The 15,653-nt window shown below is 74.7% G+C and carries 15 protein-coding genes; 6 read left to right on the plus strand and 9 right to left on the minus strand.

All coding sequences use genetic code 11. The features are described 5' to 3' along the window. The first annotated feature begins 46 nt into the window (after window positions 1-46). Window positions 47-658, plus strand: a complete 612-nt coding sequence (locus tag Q7A36_RS26630) for a methyl-accepting chemotaxis protein (protein ID WP_305106803.1) — start codon at window positions 47-49, stop codon at window positions 656-658. A gap of 15 nt (window positions 659-673) precedes the next feature. On the opposite strand, the gene tyrS is transcribed toward Q7A36_RS26630, so the two are convergent. Further along, window positions 674-1,909 carry a tyrosine--tRNA ligase gene (gene tyrS, locus Q7A36_RS26635; protein WP_305106804.1) on the minus strand — a complete coding sequence of 412 codons (1,236 nt, stop codon included), beginning with the start codon at window positions 1,907-1,909 and terminating at the stop codon, window positions 674-676. A gap of 74 nt (window positions 1,910-1,983) precedes the next feature. Between tyrS and Q7A36_RS26640 the strand changes: the two genes are divergently transcribed. After that, the gene (locus tag Q7A36_RS26640; protein WP_305106805.1) at window positions 1,984-3,147 is read left to right on the plus strand and encodes an anhydro-N-acetylmuramic acid kinase; all 1,164 of its coding nucleotides are present in this window, start codon (window positions 1,984-1,986) and stop codon (window positions 3,145-3,147) included. Window positions 3,148-3,357: 210 nt separating this feature from the next. Here Q7A36_RS26640 and Q7A36_RS26645 read toward each other — a convergent pair whose 3' ends face one another. After that, a complete protein-coding gene (locus tag Q7A36_RS26645) occupies window positions 3,358-3,942 on the minus strand; it encodes a DUF2889 domain-containing protein (RefSeq protein WP_305106806.1) in 585 nt (194 codons plus the stop codon). A 278-nt stretch (window positions 3,943-4,220) separates the two neighbouring features. Between Q7A36_RS26645 and Q7A36_RS26650 the strand changes: the two genes are divergently transcribed. After that, window positions 4,221-6,365, plus strand: coding sequence for a PAS domain-containing protein (locus tag Q7A36_RS26650; protein ID WP_305106807.1), 2,145 nt, complete (start codon window positions 4,221-4,223; stop codon window positions 6,363-6,365). A 74-nt stretch (window positions 6,366-6,439) separates the two neighbouring features. Here the strand turns inward: Q7A36_RS26650 and aroB are convergent, their stop codons facing one another. Further along, on the minus strand, window positions 6,440-8,200 hold the full coding sequence (gene aroB, locus Q7A36_RS26655) for a 3-dehydroquinate synthase (protein ID WP_305106808.1): 1,761 nt from the start codon (window positions 8,198-8,200) through the stop codon (window positions 6,440-6,442). 32 nt (window positions 8,201-8,232) lie between these two features. On the opposite strand from aroB, the gene Q7A36_RS26660 reads away from it, so the two are divergent. After that, on the plus strand, window positions 8,233-8,379 hold the full coding sequence (locus Q7A36_RS26660) for a hypothetical protein (RefSeq protein ID WP_305106809.1): 147 nt from the start codon (window positions 8,233-8,235) through the stop codon (window positions 8,377-8,379). Between the two features lie 9 nt (window positions 8,380-8,388). After that, window positions 8,389-9,315: a tyrosine recombinase gene (locus Q7A36_RS26665; RefSeq protein ID WP_305106826.1), complete on the plus strand. Its 927-nt coding sequence runs from the start codon at window positions 8,389-8,391 to the stop codon at window positions 9,313-9,315. A 59-nt stretch (window positions 9,316-9,374) separates the two neighbouring features. Here the strand turns inward: Q7A36_RS26665 and Q7A36_RS26670 are convergent, their stop codons facing one another. The 3 genes from Q7A36_RS26670 to Q7A36_RS26680 are packed head-to-tail and all read right to left on the minus strand — an operon-like array spanning window position 9,375 to window position 10,943. Then, a complete protein-coding gene (locus tag Q7A36_RS26670) occupies window positions 9,375-9,818 on the minus strand; it encodes a PIN domain-containing protein (protein WP_305106810.1) in 444 nt (147 codons plus the stop codon). Then, window positions 9,815-10,084 carry a type II toxin-antitoxin system Phd/YefM family antitoxin gene (locus Q7A36_RS26675; RefSeq protein WP_305106811.1) on the minus strand — a complete coding sequence of 90 codons (270 nt, stop codon included), beginning with the start codon at window positions 10,082-10,084 and terminating at the stop codon, window positions 9,815-9,817. Before Q7A36_RS26675 ends, Q7A36_RS26670 begins: the two co-directional genes overlap by 4 nt. A 22-nt stretch (window positions 10,085-10,106) precedes the next feature. Continuing rightward, on the minus strand, window positions 10,107-10,943 hold the full coding sequence (locus tag Q7A36_RS26680) for a class I SAM-dependent methyltransferase (protein WP_305106812.1): 837 nt from the start codon (window positions 10,941-10,943) through the stop codon (window positions 10,107-10,109). Between the two features lie 267 nt (window positions 10,944-11,210). Between Q7A36_RS26680 and Q7A36_RS26685 the strand changes: the two genes are divergently transcribed. Further along, a complete protein-coding gene (locus Q7A36_RS26685) occupies window positions 11,211-12,167 on the plus strand; it encodes an acetyl-CoA carboxylase carboxyltransferase subunit alpha (RefSeq protein WP_305106813.1) in 957 nt (318 codons plus the stop codon). Between the two features lie 94 nt (window positions 12,168-12,261). On the opposite strand, the gene Q7A36_RS26690 is transcribed toward Q7A36_RS26685, so the two are convergent. The 3 genes from Q7A36_RS26690 to Q7A36_RS26700 form a co-directional block, all read right to left on the minus strand. Further along, a complete protein-coding gene (locus Q7A36_RS26690; protein ID WP_305106814.1) occupies window positions 12,262-14,160 on the minus strand; it encodes an AI-2E family transporter in 1,899 nt (632 codons plus the stop codon). A gap of 87 nt (window positions 14,161-14,247) precedes the next feature. After that, entirely contained in the window at window positions 14,248-15,051 is an 804-nt protein-coding gene (locus Q7A36_RS26695; protein WP_305106815.1) for a hypothetical protein, read from the minus strand. Window positions 15,052-15,148: 97 nt separating this feature from the next. Continuing rightward, window positions 15,149-15,580, minus strand: coding sequence for a DUF2141 domain-containing protein (locus Q7A36_RS26700; protein ID WP_305106816.1), 432 nt, complete (start codon window positions 15,578-15,580; stop codon window positions 15,149-15,151). Window positions 15,581-15,653 lie beyond the last annotated feature (73 nt).

The following is a 15,653-nucleotide window of genomic DNA, read 5'->3' on the forward strand; positions in this document are numbered from 1 at the left end:
CGGGTGAGGCGCTCGCCAGCCTCATCCTGCGCGCGGGAGCACGCCTGTGCGCGGCGTGTCTGCTGTGCAGCGCAACTCCATCGCCGCCGCGCAAGGCGGTGCATACCCGGGTGCCGGCCCGTCCCACGCTGGGGAGGCGGCGCAGCGGATCCGCGATGTGGTGCGGCTGGTCGGCGACATCGCCGGCCAGACCAACCTGCTGGCGCTGAACGCGACGATCGAGGCCGCCCGCGCCGGCGAGGCCGGCAAGGGCTTCGCGGTGGTGGCGGGCGAGGTCAAGGCACTGGCCACCCAGACCGCCAGGGCGACCGAGGAGATCGCGGCGCAGGTCAACGCCATCCAGGCCACGACCGGGCAGGCCGTGCAGTCCATCAAGGGCATCGCCGAGGTGGTGGGGGAAGTGGACCAGATCGCCGCCGCCATCGCCGCGGCGGTGGAGGAACAGAGCGCGACCGCCCGTGAGATCGCCCGCGACGTGACCGAGACGGCGCGCGGGACCAACGACGTCTCCGCCAACATCGTCCCTGCCAGCGCCGGCGTCGAGGCGACGAATGGCGCGCTGCTCGGCTTCCGGGAGGCGACCGGCACCGTCGCGCGCCAGGGCGGCACGCTGCGGGAGGAATTCTCCGGCCTGCTGACCGGGCTGTGGGCGGCCTGAGCCGCCCGCCGGCCGCTACGGCACCCGCACCAGCACGTGCCGCTTGCGGCCGAGGCTGAGCTTGGCCGCGCCGTCGCGGAGATCCACCGCCGTCACCGCCTGCTGCGGGTCGGTCACCGGCGCGTCGTTCAGCCGCACGCCGTTCTGCGCGACCAGCCGCCGCGCCTCGCCCTTGCTCGCCACCAGCTTCGCCGCGGCCAGCAGGTCGACCACCGTGGCCGGCAATGCATGCGCGATGCTCGGCAGCGTCTCCGCCGCCTCGCCCTGCTCGAAGGCGCGCCGCGCGGTCTCGGCCGCGGTCTCGGCCGCCGCGCGGCCATGCAGCAGCGCGGTCGCCTCGGTTGCCAGGACCTTCTTCGCCTCGTTGATCTCCGCCCCCGTGAGCGCGCCGAGGCGGCGGACCTCGGCCATCGGCAACTCGGTGAAGAGGGCGAGGAAGCGTTCCACGTCGCCGTCCTCCGTGTTGCGCCAGAACTGCCAGTAGTCGTAGGGGCTGAGCTTCTCGGCGTTCAGCCAGACCGCGCCGGAGGCGGTCTTGCCCATCTTGGCGCCCGAGGCGGTGGTGATCAGCGGCGTGGTCAGGCCGAAGGCCTCGGCGCCGTCCATGCGGCGGCAGAGCTCGACGCCCATGACGATGTTGCCCCACTGGTCGGAGCCGCCCATCTGCATGGCCACGCCGTAGCGGCGACGGAGCTCGGCGAAGTCGTAGCTTTGCAGCAGCATGTAGTTGAACTCGAGAAAAGTCAGGTTCTGCTCTCGCTCGAGGCGCAGCTTCACGCTCTCCATGGTCAGCATGCGGTTGACCGAGAAGTGCCGCCCGACATCGCGCAGGAAGGGGATGTAGCGCAGTTCGTCCAGCCACTCCGCATTGTCGAGCATCATGGCGTCGGTCGGGCCCTCGCCGAACTGCAGGAAGGCATCGAACACCTTGCGGATGCCGGCCTTGTTGCGCTCGATCGCCGCGTCGTCGAGCAGCGGCCGCGCCTCGTCCCGGAAGGAGGGGTCGCCGACCTTGGTCGTGCCGCCGCCCATAAGCACCACCGGCCGGTGGCCGGTGCGCTGCATCAGCCGCAGCAGCATGATCTGCAGCAGGCTGCCGACATGCAGGCTGTCCGCCGTGCAGTCGAAGCCGATATAGCCCGCGACCGGCCCGGCCTTCAGCTTGGCATCCAGCGCCGCCAAGTCGGTGACCTGGTGGACATAGCCGCGCTCCTGCGCCTGGCGCAGGAATTCGCTCTCGGGGCCGCTCATCCGTCCTACTCTCTGCCGGGTCTGGCCGCGCCGGTCTTGTGGCGCGGGGCCGGTCCCCCTAGCACAAGGGCGGCATGCTTAGAACCATCGGGCTGATGAGCGGCACCTCCCTCGACGGGGTGGACGCCGCCTGGGTGGAGACGGACGGGGAGGCGATCGGCCGGATCGGGCCGGCGCTGACCCTGCCCTACGACCCCGCGCTGCGGCGCGACCTGCGGCGCCTGCTCGACAGGGTGGCGGGCGCGCCCCCGCCGATGGTCGCGGGCGCCCTGCCGCGCGACCCCGTCGAGGTGGGGGAGGACGACCCCTTCCTCGCCGATTGCGTCCGCCGCCTGACCGAGCGCCATGCCGAGGCGGTGGAGGCGCTGCGGGCCGAGGTGGCCCGCACGCTCGGGGAGGGCACCGACCTCCTCGGCTTCCACGGCCAGACCATCCTGCACCGGCCGGCCCGGCCAGGCGATGCGGCGCCGGGCCGGACCTGGCAGGTGGGGGATGCCGCCTGGCTCGCCCGCCGCACCGGGCTGCCCGTCGCCTATGATTTCCGCAGCGCCGATGTGGCAGCCGGGGGGCAGGGCGCGCCGCTGGTGCCGGTGGTGCATGCGGCGCTCGCCGCCGCGCTGCCCAAGCCGCTCGCCGTGCTGAACCTCGGCGGGGTCGGCAACGTCACCTGGATCGGTTCTGATGGCCGGCTGGTCGCCTTCGACACCGGCCCGGCCAATGGGCCGCTCGACGACTGGGCCCGCAAGCGGGCGCAGACCGATTACGACCGGGACGGCGTCCTCTCCCTCGCGGGGCAGCCGGACGGGGCGGTGCTGGGCCGGCTGATGGCGCATCCCTATCTCGCGGCGCCGCCGCCCAAGTCGCTGGACCGGCTGGATTTCGACCGCGCGCTGAAGGAGGCCGGCGCGCCCGCCCTCTCGCCCCAGGACGGCGCGGCGACGCTGGTGGCCTTCGCCGCGGTCTGCGTCGCCGCCGCGGCGCGCCACCTGCCGGAAGCGCCGCTGCAATGGTTGGTCTGCGGCGGTGGCCGGCGCAACCCGGCGATGATGCAGGCGCTGGCCGGCGCGCTGGAACAGCCGGTGCGGCCGGTGGAGATCGTCGGCTGGAACGGCGACGCGCTGGAGGCGCAGGCCTTCGGCGTGCTGGCGGCGCGGGTGGTGCGCGGGCTGCCGATCACCTTCCCCGGCACGACCGGCGCGCCGCGGCCCTTGCCGGGCGGGCAGGTCGTGCGGCCCTGATCCCGACCGGCCGAAGCCGCGATATCCGCCGCCCGATGGCGCGCGCGGGCCGGCGCAATGCGCCGACGGCGTGGCGGCTGCGCGCCGGACACCAGGACATGCCGGCCGCCATCTGGCTCGCCGGCACGACCGGTCCGCGCGGACCGCGGACCGGGCCGCCGCGCACCGCCGCGGTTGCATAATCGGTTGCATGATCCAGGCCGGCCGGCGTCACTCGCCGGCGACGGCATCCTTCAGCCAGGGCCAGCGCGCCAGCGTCACCGGGCTGTCCTCGGCATAGGCGATGCAGGTGCCGACCATGGCGGGCTTCCGCGCCGGCCGCTCGCCGCTCGCCATCAGGCGCTCGGTCTCCGCCCGCTCCCTCTCCGCGCGGATGGGATAGAGCGTCTGGAAGGCGACGGTCGCCATCTGGCCCAGCAATTCCCGCAGATGCGTGCAGCCGGCCGTGCCGCCGACGCGCTCGGCCACCGCGCGGTTGAAACCGGGGCCGATCCTGAGCCCGGCGAGGCGCGTGAAATTCGGCGCCGCGCCCGGGCAGATGGCATAGGGCGTGTGGTCGGAGGAGGCCTCGGCCGCGACGATAACCATGTCGAGGTCCACCGTCAGGCGCAGCCACATGCCGTGCAGCGGCGCACCCGGTTCCATGGTGCCGCGATCGTCGTTCTCGAAGGCGTAGGTCTTGCGGTCGAGCAGATGCGCCTCGATGTCGAAGAGGCCGTCCTCCCGCTGCCAGCCGCGCAGCTCGATGTCGCGGAGATGCAGCAACTGGCGCTTGGCGGGCGGGGAGAGGGGCATGCGGGGCTCCGGCGGGACAGGTCGGTCGCCTGCCTACATGGGACAGCGGCGGTTTTGAACCACCGCCAGGCGTGGATCAGCCCTGCGGCGCTGCGACATGTGATGCGGCAGGGCCGCCTGCGACGCGCGGTTGTGCGATGCGCGAGGAGGGCTATCCCCCGCCTGTGATCCGTCTACCGCCGGTCGGGCGTCGTTTTCGGCGCTACGACCCGCTAATGGTTCCCCTGGGAAGACGACATACGGGGGTGCAGGCATTGCCTGATGATGGCCGTCCAGGCATGCCCGATATCGACTGCATCCGGGGCTTTGCCCAGGGCTCGCCCATGGCTGTCCTGGTGCTGCAGGGGCCGTCGCAGCGCATCCGCTACCTGAACCCGGCCTTCCTCGCCGTCGCCGGCCGGCCGGAGACGGCATTGCTGGACCGGCCGCTGGCCGAGGCCTTCCCGGCGCTCACCGCCGCGCAGCGCAGCGCGCTGGAGCGGGTGCGCCTGACCGGCGAGCCCTGCCGCGCCGCCGCCATCCCGTTGCCGGCCCCCGCCGACCCCACGCGGCTCTGGGATGTCGAGCTTTCCGCCGTGCAGGGCAGCAACGGGCAGGTCGCCGGCGTGCTGGCGCTGCTGCGCGACGTGACGGCCGAGCGTTCCACGCTGCGCGAGGCGGAGGCGGCGCGCGCCACCCTCGACGCGCTGTTCCGCCACATCCCCGAAGGGCTGATTCTGGCCGAGGCGCCGGATGTCCGCCTGACCCGCGTCAGCGAGCACGCGCTGCAACTGGTCGACCGCGCGGCGGAGGAGGTGCTGGACCAGGTCGCGGCGCTGCATCCCGACACCTGGCAGGTCTTCCGCGCCGATGGCGTGACGCCGGCGCGCCCCGAGGAATTGCCGCTGACGCGGGCGGTGCAGCGCGGCGAGACGGTGCAGCACGAGACCTGGGTGCTGCGGCGGCGCGACGGCAGGCCGGTGCCGATCCTCTGCAGCGCCGGCCCGATCCGCGAGGAGGGCGGCCCGGTGCTGGGCGGCATCCTCTGCTTCCGCGACATCACCGACCTGCAGGTCGCCGAGGCCGCGCTGGCGGTGCAGGAGGCGCGCTACCGCGGCCTGGTCGAGGCCGGTGCGCTCGCCGTCTGGATCACCTCGCCGGAAGGCGAGTTGCTCGACAGCGCGAGCTGGAGCGCGCTGACCGGGCAGGCCGAGGCGGCGGCGAGCGGCCTGGGCTGGCTGGAGGCGATCCATCCGCGGGACCGTGCCATGGTGCGGGATCGCTGGATGGCGGCGATGGCCTCCGGCGAACCCTATGAGGTGGAATACCGGCTGCAGACGCCGGCCGGCGGGTGGCGCTGGACCGCGGCGCGCGCGGTGCCGCGGCGGGATGCGCGCGGGCGCATCGCCGAGTGGATCGGCACCAATACCGATATCGAGGCCCGCAAGCAGGCCGAGCAGGGCCTGCGCGCGAGCGAGGACCGCTTCCGGACGCTCGCCGAGGCCATGCCGCACCTGGTCTGGCAGACCGACGCGGCCGGGGCGCCGGAATACCTGAACCAACGCTGGCTGGCGGTCACCGGCCTCGACCTGGCAGCGGTTGCCGAGCGCGGCTGGATGGCGGCGCTGCACCCGGAGGATGTCGCCGGCCTGCGCGCCGGCTGGGAGGAGGCGGTGGCGACGGGCGGCGAATACGACGCCGATGCGCGGATCCACACCGTCGGCGGCGCCTATCGCTGGCACCGGGTGAAGACGGCGCCGGTGCGCGACGCCTTCGGCCATGTCCGCCACTGGGTCGGCACCTGCACCGACGTGGAGGAGCGCCACCAGGCCGAGGACGCCCTGCGCGAGGCGCTGGCGGCGCAGGAGCGGCTGGTGCGGGAAGCCGACCACCGCATCAAGAACAGCCTGCAGCTCGTCGCGGCGCTGCTGCGCCTGCAGTCCGGCCGGGTGCCGGAGCCGGCGGCGCGCGAGGCGCTGGAGGCGGCGACGCTGCGCGTGCAGGCGGTCGCCGAGGCGCACCGGGCCCTGCAGATGAGCCCCGACCTGCGCAGCGTGCGGCTGACCGACATGCTGCGCGAGCTGGCGGCGGGGGCGACGGTGCAGCACCCCGGCGCCGATATCCGCATCGAGGCGCCGGAAGGCCTGGCGCTGGATGCCGAGCGGGCGATCCCGCTGGCCCTGATCCTGTCGGAGCTGGTGGCGGATGTGCTGCGGCAGGAACCGTCCGACGGCCCCGGCCCGCAGGTGCGGCTGGAGGCGCGGCTGGAGGCCGGACGGCTCGCCGTCTCGGTCACCGATGGCGCGACGCCGGCCGCGACCGGCGGCACCGCCGGGCGCCTCGGGGAGACGGTGATCCGGGCCCTGGCGCGGCAGATCGGCGCCGAACTGGTGCGCGAGGCGGGCCGCCCGGCGGTGCTGCGGCTGGGGCTGGAGGGGGGCTGAGGCCGGGGGCGGCAAGCCCGCAACGCCGTCCGGTTCCTGGAGGCATCCCGGCGCCGCAGCGCGGCAGGCCGCGGTCAGGCCTCGCAGCCCTCGTCGCGCAACAGGCTCTCGACCATCGCCGGCGGGACGTCGCCGGCGGTGAAGGCCTCGCCCGGGCCGCGCAGCAGCACGAAGCGAAGCGCGCCGTCGCGTACCTTCTTGTCCTTGCGCATCCGCCCCATCAGCGCCGCGACGGAGTAGCGGCGCGGCAGGTCGCGGATGCGCGCCGGCATGCCGCAGGCCTCGAGATGCGAGATCACCCGCCCCGGCAGTTCCTGGCTGCACTGGCCGAGCCGCGCCGAGAGCGCGGCGGCGAGGCCGAGGCCGATGCCGACCGCCTCGCCATGCAGCAGCCCGCCGCCATAGCCGCTCTCGGCTTCCAGCGCATGGCCGAAGGTATGGCCGAGGTTGAGCAGCGCGCGGCCGCCCTCGGCGCTCTCCTCCCGCTCGTCGCCGGCGACCACGGCAGCCTTCAGCCGGCAGCTCTCCAGCACGGCATGCGCCTGGGCCGCGGCATCGCCGTTCACCAGCGCCGCGCCATGGCCCTCGCACCAGCGCCAGAGCGTCTCGCCGGAGAGCAGGCCGTGCTTGGCCACCTCGGCATAGCCGGCGCGGAGCTCCCGCGGCGGCAGGGTGCGCAGCGTCGCCATGTCGGCCAGCACGATGCGCGGCTGGTGGAAGGCGCCGACGAGGTTCTTGCCGAGCGCCAGGTTCACGCCGGTCTTGCCGCCGACCGAGCTGTCCACCTGGGCGAGCAGCGTGGTCGGCACCTGCACGAAGGGCATGCCGCGCATGGCGACGGCCGCCGCGAAGCCCGCGAGGTCGCCCACCACGCCGCCGCCGAGGGCGATGACCGCCGTCCATCGGTCGGCGCCGGCGGCGAGCATCCGCTCGAGGACCGACTGCAACCTGGAAAAATCCTTGCTGGCCTCGCCAGGCGGCACGCTGATCTCGGCCAGCATGGCGAAGCCCGCCTCCTCCAGCCCGGCCCGCAGGGTCGGCAGGTGCAGCGGCGCGACGGTCTCGTCGGTGACGACGACGATGCGGCGGGAGGGCAGCACGGGCGCGAGCAGCGCCCCGGCCCGCTCCAGCAGCCCCTCGCCCACCACGATGTCGTAGCTGCGCTCGCCGAGCGTCACCGGCAGGCGGGCCGGCGGCTGCCAGGCCTCCAGCGCCTCCTGCACCCGCCGGGTGGTCGTCTCGGGGCTTTCGTCGGTGCACTGGATCACGAGATCGGCCTCGGCATAGAGGGGGTGGCGCGCCGTCATCAGCCGCTGGAGCACCTCCGCGGGGTCGGCGTTGAGGAACATCGGCCGGTGGTCGCGCCCGGCCACCCGCTTCAGCAGCGTCGGCAGCCTGCAGCGAAGCCAGACCGAGACGGCGCCGGAGGCGCGGATGGCCGCGCGGGTCCGGGCATCGGCGAAGGCGCCGCCGCCGGTCGCCAGCACCACAGGCGGCCCGGCCAGCAGGCGCGTGATCACCCGCCGCTCGCCGTCGCGGAAATGCGGCTCCCCGTAGCGGGAGAAGATCTCGGTGATGGGGAGCCCGGCCGCCGCCTCGATCTCCGTGTCCGCATCCAGGAAGGGCAGGCCGAGCTTCACCGACAGCCGCCGGCCGATGGAGGACTTGCCGGAGCCGGGCATGCCGACGAGCACGATGCTCCGCCCCGGCAGCCAAGCGGCCGCCTGGATCGGGGCAGGCTTCGGCGCCGCGGCGGCCCAGGCAGGACCGGCGGCGGGTGTGGATGGTGCGCAGGCGATGGCGTTGTTGCGTGACACGATGCCGGAGGCTAGCACACCGCCGCCTTTCCGCGAGGACTCTGCCCGCAATGTTCCGTCGGCCCCTGCTGCTGCTCTCCGCGATCCTGCTTGCCCTGGTCGCGGCGGGCCTGCTCGCCGTCGGGGCCTTTCCCCCCGCGGTGACGCCCAAGCCGGTGGAGCGGACCCTGCCCAACGACCGCTTCCAGACCCGCTGAGGCCGCGCCCTGGCCGCCCGCCACCTCGAAGCCTTCCTGGAGATGCTGGCGGCCGAGCGCGGGGCCGCCCGCAACACCCTCTCGGCCTATGCGACGGACCTGCAGGACCTCCTCGCCTTCTGTGACCGGCAGGGCGTCCCGGCGACCGAGGCGGGGACGGAGCTGCTGCGGGCTTGGCTGCGGCGGCTGACCGATCTCGGCCTGCAGCCGCGGACGGCGGCGCGCAAGCTCTCGGCCCTGCGGCAGTTCTACCGCTTCCTCGCGCGGGAGGGCGTCCGGCCGGACGACCCGACCGAGCTGCTGGAAGGGCCGAAGGCGCAGCCGGCCCTGCCCAGGGCGATCGCCGAGGCGGAGGTGGAGGCGCTGCTCGCGGGCGCCGCGCGGCTTGAGGGGCACCGGGCGGCGCAGGCCCGGGCGGTGATCGAGCTGCTCTACTGCACCGGGCTCAGGGCGAGCGAGCTGGTGGCGCTGCCGGCCGCGGCGCTGCGCCCCGATGCGCCGATGCTCGCGGTGCGCGGCAAGGGCGGGCGGGAGCGGCTGGTGCCGATCTCCGCCCGGGCGAAGGAGGCCGCAACCGCGGCGCGGGAGGCGCTGGCCGAGACCGGCCGGAAGAGCGCGACCGGGCCGCAGGCGCAGCGCTGGCTCTTCCCCTCCCGCGCCTCCTCCGGCCACATGACGCGGCAGGCGCTGGGGCTGTTGCTGAAGGATGCGGCGCTCGAGGCCGGGCTGGACCCGGAGAAGGTCAGCCCGCATGTGCTGCGCCACTCCTTCGCCAGCCACCTGCTGGCGCGCGGCGCCGACCTCCGCAGCCTGCAGGTGCTGCTCGGCCATGCCGACATCGCCACGACGCAGATCTACACGAAGGTGCTGGAGGAGCGGCTGCGGGCGCTGGTCGAGGCGCACCATCCGCTCGCGGAGCGTGACGCGGCGGAGTGATGCCGCGGGGCGGACGTCCTGGCATCGGCCGGTCGGCACCGCAGGTGCTGCCATATGGGTCAGGCCCGGAAGGGGTCGATGGCCTCGACGCCGAGGGGCAGGAAGTCGCGCAGGTTGCGGGTGGCGACGGCGAGGTCGTTGGCGCGGGCAATGCAGGCGATGCTGAGATCGGCGAAGCCCGGCGCGGCCCCCACCGCGCGCGCCCGGGCGGCGAGGGCGCGGGCCTGCAGCGCGGCCCGGGCATCGAAGGCCAGAACCCGGTCCGGCCAGGTGTCGAGCAGCAGGGCGAGCCAGGCGGCGAGGTCGCGGGCGTGGCGCGTCGCCCCGCTCGCCTCCCGTGCGCCGATACCGGCGGCGATCTCCGCAACCGCCGTCACCGGCAGGAAGAGCCGGGCTTCGTTCGCGCGGATCCAGGCCCGGGCGGCTTCCTTCTCCGGCGAAGGATGCCGCCCGGGCGCGGTGGCAGAGAGAAGGTTCGCGTCGACGAGATAGCCGGCCGTCACAGGCCGGCATCGCGCGCCGGGCTGCGGTCGCGCTCGATCTCGCCGATATCGGGAAAGGCGAGGAGTTGCTCGGCGAAGCCGGGCCGGGCATGGGTGAGCCGCTGCCATTCGGCATAGCCGAGCACCACGGCGACCGGCTCGCCGTGCCGGGTCACGACGGTGCCCCGGCCCCGCTCGGCCTCGTCCACCACGGCGGAGAAGCGGGCCTTGGCGTCGCGGAGCTGGAATTCCTGCATGGCGGCTGTCTCGATGACCACAGTGGTCATATAGCCCGTGCCGCGCCCGTTGTCACCGATGCTCCTTCACCGCCGAGAGCGAATAGGCGAGCGGCAGCCAGGGTTTCCCGGGCCAGGCCCAGAGCCCGTCCGCATCGCGCGCGAGCCCGCGGAACATCCGCCAGGAGACGCGCGGATGCTCGTGCAGCCAGTCCAGCGCCAGGCCGGCCCCGCGCAGCGCGCCGACCACAGCCGAGAGCGGATGCATCCATGTGGTCTCGCGCGTGCTGGTCAGCCTCGCCTCGGGGTTGGCGTAGTCCTCCGTGGCCTCCAGCACCACCGCCTCGCGCTCGAAATAGGGCACCAGCCAGCCGGGGCGGCCCGGCGTCGCGCCTTCCCCGGCATCGTCGAAGACCAGCGCCGCCGGATGCGCCTCCGCCAGGTAGAGCCGGCCGCCGGGCCTGAGGAAGCCCGCCACGATCCGCGCCCAGCCGGCGATGTCGGGCAGCCAGGGCAGCGCGCCCCAGGTGACGAAGACCAGGTCGAAGCCGGCCGGCTCCGGGATCGCCGCCGGCGCGGCGTAGAGGTCGGCTTCGACGAAGCGGGCCCGGTCGGCGAGGCCCAGCTCTGCCGCCAGCCCGCGCGCGGCGGCGATGGCGGCGCCGGAGAAGTCGAGGCCGGTGGCCGCCGCCCCGCGCTGCGCGAGCGTCAGCGTGTCCCGGCCGAAATGGCATTGCAGGTGCAGCACCCGCAGCCCGGCGACCGGGCCAAGCTCCGCCTCCACGATCGCGTCCAGCCGGCCGGCGCCGGCCCTGAGCGCCGCGAGGTCGTAGCCGCCGGGCGCGAGGTGGACGGCGGTCCGTTCCTCCCACAGGGCGTGGTTCGTGGCGCGCCAGTCGGGCTCGGTCATCCGGTCCTCCTGCGATGCGTTCGGCCTGCCGGGGCAGGAGCGTTGCGCCGCCGGGGCGGCGCTTGCCAGGGAAATCGGCCATGGACCGCGCGCCGCGCTACGAGGCGGCCCCCGGCGGCCTGACGCCGCCCGCCGCTTCCGCCGCCACCGCTTTTCCGCTAGCACGCGCCGTCCTGGGGACCGTTCCCGCGGCGCAGCCACAAGCGCGCCGCGGCGGTCCCCGTCTGCCATGCCCGTCAGGCGGCCGCCGCGGGCCACAGGAACCCGATGCGCCACTTCCTGGATTTCGAGAAGCCGATCGCCGAGCTCGAGGGCAAGATCGAGGAGCTCCGCCAGACCACCGATGCCGGCGGGATCGACGTGGCGGAGGAGGTGGCGAAGCTGCGCGACAAGGCGCAGGCCCTGCTCAAGGCGACCTATGCCAAGCTGAGCCCCTGGCAGAAGGCCCTCGTCGCCCGCCACCCCGACCGGCCGAAATGCCTCGACTACATCCGTGCCCTGATCGAGGAATGGACCCCGCTGGCCGGCGACCGCGCCTTCGCCGACGACGCGGCGGTGGTCGGCGGCCTCGGGCGCTTCCGCGGCCGGTCGGTCGCCGTGCTTGGCACCGAGAAGGGCTCGGACACCGACAGCCGGGTGAAGCATAACTTCGGCATGGCCCGGCCGGAGGGCTACCGGAAGGCGCGGCGCATTATCGAACTCGCCGGCCGCTTCGGCCTGCCCATCCTCTCCTTCGTCGATACCGCCGGCGCCTTCCCGGGCATCGAGGCGGAGGCCCGCGGTCAGGCCGAGGCCATCGCGCGCTCCATCGAGGCCTGCCTGGAAGCCCCGGTGCCCTTCGTCGCCACCATCATCGGGGAGGGCGGCTCGGGCGGCGCCATCGCGCTGGCCGCCGCCGACCGGGTGCTGATGCTGGAGCACAGCATCTATTCGGTCATCTCGCCCGAGGGCTGCGCCAGCATCCTCTGGCGCGACGCTGGCCAGGCCGCGACGGCGGCCGAAGCGCTGAAACTCACGGCGGAAGACCTGCGCCGGCTGAACCTGGTCGATGCCGTGGTGCCGGAGCCGATGGGCGGCGCCCATCGCGACCCGGGCGCGGCGCTCACCGCCGTGGGCGATACGGTCTGGCAGAGCCTGGAGCCGCTGCTGGCGCTGGACGGGGCCACCCTGCGCGCCCGGCGGCGGGAGAAGTTCCTGGAGATGGGCCGCAACACGGTCGTCTGACCGCGGCTCCGGCCCGCGCCCGGCCCCGCGGTGATCTGCGCCGCCAGCCCGGCCCGGGCCATGGGTCGGCGCCCGGCGGGCGAAGGCCCGGGCGTCAGGCCGGCGCCGCCGCCACGTCCATGGCCGGCGGCTCCGGCCGCGGCGCCGGCTCGGTCAGCACCACCGGCACGGCGGTGCCGGCCTGCTCGACCGCGAGGTCCAGCGCCTCGACCAGGCTGCCGGCCAGCAGCAGCGGGGCTGTCTGGCCCTCGGCCCGCAGCGCCGCCGCAAGCGTGCCCTCGGCCTCCTCGGCCCAGGCGAGGGCGAGCGCCGGCACGCCCGGCAGCCGCCGCCGCGCGCGCCGCAGCAGGTAGCGCGCCGTCGCCGTGCTGCTGCCGCCATCGATCAGGCAGAGGCAGAGCAGCCGCGGCGGCGCCGCCGGGCCGGCCGCCATGCCGCCGATCTGCACCCCGAAGCCGCGGCGCTGCAGCACCTGCCCGAGCATGACGGCCGCCACCGCATCGAAGGGCCCGCGGCCGGGCAGGCAGAGCACCGCGCCCGGGACATGCCAGGCGGCGGGCACCGGCGCCGGCGCCTCGCCCTCGGCCGGGGCGGGGTCCTCCGCCTCCTCCAGGTCCTCGATCAGCGTCTCCACGCTTCGCTGGAGGGCGTCGCGCCGCTCGGGCGAGAGCGCGCCGTGCACCGCATCCGCCTGGGCCAGCCGCAGCGCCGGCAGGGCGACGGCGTCGAAATATTCGGCCAGCGGTTGCTCCTTCAGCGCCTTCTCCGCCTGCTCGGCCAGGGCATCGGCATCGCCAGCGAGCGCCCGCTGGTAGAAGGTCTCCTCCGGGTCAAGCGGCGGGCTGTCGCCCAGCATGACCTCGAGGAATTCCAGCCGGTCGACATGCCGGCCGAGCACCACGAGGCAGACCGTCAGCGGCACGGCCAGCAGCAGCCCGACCGGACCCCAGAGCCAGGTCCAGAAGGTCGCCGCGGCGATGATGGCGATGGGCGAGAGGCCGGTGGAATGGCCGAAGACCAGCGGCTCGAAAACCTGGCCCATCGCCGCCTCGCTGAGGGCGAAGAGGGCGAGGACCCAGACCAGGGTCGACCAGCCCGGCTCGACCGCGAGGGCGAGGAGCGCCGGGAAGCCGGCGGCGATGAAGCTGCCGATGAAGGGCACGAAGCGCATGATCCCGGCGACGAAGCCCCAGAGCAGCGGATTGGGGATGCCGAGCAGCCAGAGCGCGGTCGCGATGAACAGGCCATAGACCGTGTTCATGCCGGTCTGCGCCAGGAAGTAGCGCGAGAGCCGGTAGGCGGCGTCGTCCATCGCCGCCATGGTCCGGTGCAGGTCGCGCGCGCCGGCGAGGCGGATCAGCCGGTCGCGCAGGTCCTCCCGGTAGAGCAGGATGAAGATCACCAGGATGGCGACGATGCCGGCGGTGGCGAGCGGCGCCAGCAGCGGCTCGGCCACCCGCTGGATCACCTCGAGCGCCGTCGGGTCGGGCGTGTGGATCTCGACCGGCACCGGCTCGGTCGCCGGCCGGCCGCGGGAGGTGCCGGGCAGGCTCGGCGCCGCCTGGTCCCCGCCGCTGGCGCCGCGCGCCATCTCGTGCAGCGTCCCGGTGATGCGGTCGAGCAGCCCGCCCGCCGATTGCAGGCCGGAGAGCTTGCGCGAGACCGCCGCCTGGTAGCTCGGCAGGTTCTCCGCCAGCGAACTCGCCTGGCTGCCGATCAGCGTGCCCATGCCGGCGATGACCGCCCCGGCGAGGGCGACGGCGACCAGGACCGAGGCGGCGCGCGGCACATAGGCCTTGCGCAGCAGCCGCGCGACCGGGGCGAGGACGAAGGAGAGCAGGACCGCAAGGACCAGCGGGATCAGCATCTCCCGCGCGAAATAGAGGACGGCGACGACCAGCAGGCCGCCCTGCAGCATTTGCAGTCCGGAACCGGGGACGCCGGCGGCGGCGATGCCGCGGGCCTGGACGGGGCGTTGGGGCTGCTCGGGCATGCGCGCGGAAAGGGCCTCCCGGCCGGGATCGGCCTGGGACCCGCAACGCGGGCCGGTGGCCTCCGTTGCGGTCCTCGCGCGGAAGCGTCAGCGCCGGCGGCTGCCCGGCAGGAAGGGCATGGCAGCCGCCCAGTCGTAGCGCGGGGCGGGCGCGTCGGGCGCCGACTGCGCCATGGCATGGCCGGCCTCGAGGATGCGGGCGAGCCCGTTGGCACTGCCCGTCGAGAGATCGCGCGCGCGGCCGGCCATCTGCTCGGCGACCTCGACCCCGACGGCGGCATCGGCCGAGAAGCGGGCGGAGACCTCCACCGCATCCTCGGCCAGCCGGCCGAGCTCGCGCGACAGGGCGATGACCTGATCCTGCCGGCCGGGCAACCCCCCGGCTGCCAGCCTGCCGGCCCGGAGCGCGAGCTGCCCGGCGCGGGCGGCGAGGGCGGTGACCTCCGCCGTCCTCTCCCGGTTCGCCTTCATCTGCTGCGGCAGGCCGTCGAGCGTCTCGAGCAGCGGGCGGAGGCGGGCGCGGACCTCCTGCAGGTCGGCCGCTTCCGCGCGCAGGCGCGACAGGGCATTGAGGTCTTCGGCATGCCGTCCCAGCGCCGCGGCGACGGAGCGGCCGAGCAGCGTGTCCCGCTCGACCTGGTCGGCGGCCGCCTGCATGGCGGCGGCGAAGTCCTGCAATTCGTCGCTCAGGCCGCGGAGGCGCTCCTCGCCCGGCAGTCGGCGGTCGAAGGCGAGCCCGCGCGCGGTCCGCGCCACCTCCTCGGCCCGGGCGCCGAGGGCGCAGAGATCCACCGCGGCCTGCTGCTGCGTCCGCAGCTTCTCGCCGAGCGCGGCGAGGGCGCCGGCAAGCTGCGCCAGCATCGCCTGGCGGGCGGTCCCGGAGTCGCTCAAGACCCCCTCCCACGCGATGCGTGACACGCGTCCATCGGTCGATCTTCGGCCCGGACTGGTTACGGCAAGGTAAGCCCCCGGGAATGCGGCGGTCTGCTCAGCGGTAGCGCAGGGTCAGGGCGGTCCGCGCCTCGCCGCGGGCCGGAGTGGCGACCGCGGCCGCCTCGAAGCCCGGCGGGCCGAAGCGGCCGATCGGCGCGTCATTGCCGAAGCCCACCCCCTCGGTCGGGCGGCCGAGCCAGTCCTTGCCCAGCCGGCCGTCGCCATCGGCGTCGTGATAGGCGGAGACGCCCCAACGTCCCTCCGGCAGGCCGGCGATTCGCAGCTCGACCGCCCCGGGACGGGCGGGCGCGCGGGCGACATGGCGGCAGGTGCCGGCCGGGTAATCCTCCGGCGGGCAGGCGGCGACCATCACCTGGCCGCGGTCGGAGGCGACGCCCTGGACGGTGACGAGGAGATCGCCGGCGGCGGCGGGGGCGGCGAGCAGCAGGAGCGGCGCGAGCAGGGCGTGGCGGGGCAGGGCGGGCATGCCGGCAGTCTAGACCGGACCTGGCGCGCTGGCGCGGGCCGCAGGGTCCGGTCGCCCAGGCAGCCCCGGCCCT

This window comes from Paracraurococcus lichenis, from assembly GCF_030657435.1.
GTDB lineage: Bacteria > Pseudomonadota > Alphaproteobacteria > Acetobacterales > Acetobacteraceae > Paracraurococcus > Paracraurococcus lichenis.

Excerpts from the sequence above, each read along its gene's own strand:
- tyrS (WP_305106804.1), bottom strand. The coding sequence starts at position 1,909 with ATGAGCGGCCCCGAGAGCGAATTCCTGCGCCAGGCGCAGGAGCGCGGC.
- Q7A36_RS26640 (WP_305106805.1), top strand. The coding sequence starts at position 1,984 with ATGCTTAGAACCATCGGGCTGATGAGCGGCACCTCCCTCGACGGGGTG.
- Q7A36_RS26645 (WP_305106806.1), bottom strand. The coding sequence starts at position 3,942 with ATGCCCCTCTCCCCGCCCGCCAAGCGCCAGTTGCTGCATCTCCGCGAC.
- Q7A36_RS26650 (WP_305106807.1), top strand. The coding sequence starts at position 4,221 with ATGCCCGATATCGACTGCATCCGGGGCTTTGCCCAGGGCTCGCCCATG.
- Q7A36_RS26660 (WP_305106809.1), top strand. The coding sequence starts at position 8,233 with ATGTTCCGTCGGCCCCTGCTGCTGCTCTCCGCGATCCTGCTTGCCCTG.
- Q7A36_RS26675 (WP_305106811.1), bottom strand. The coding sequence starts at position 10,084 with ATGACCACTGTGGTCATCGAGACAGCCGCCATGCAGGAATTCCAGCTC.
- Q7A36_RS26680 (WP_305106812.1), bottom strand. The coding sequence starts at position 10,943 with ATGACCGAGCCCGACTGGCGCGCCACGAACCACGCCCTGTGGGAGGAA.
- Q7A36_RS26685 (WP_305106813.1), top strand. The coding sequence starts at position 11,211 with ATGCGCCACTTCCTGGATTTCGAGAAGCCGATCGCCGAGCTCGAGGGC.
- Q7A36_RS26690 (WP_305106814.1), bottom strand. The coding sequence starts at position 14,160 with ATGCCCGAGCAGCCCCAACGCCCCGTCCAGGCCCGCGGCATCGCCGCC.
- Q7A36_RS26700 (WP_305106816.1), bottom strand. The coding sequence starts at position 15,580 with ATGCCCGCCCTGCCCCGCCACGCCCTGCTCGCGCCGCTCCTGCTGCTC.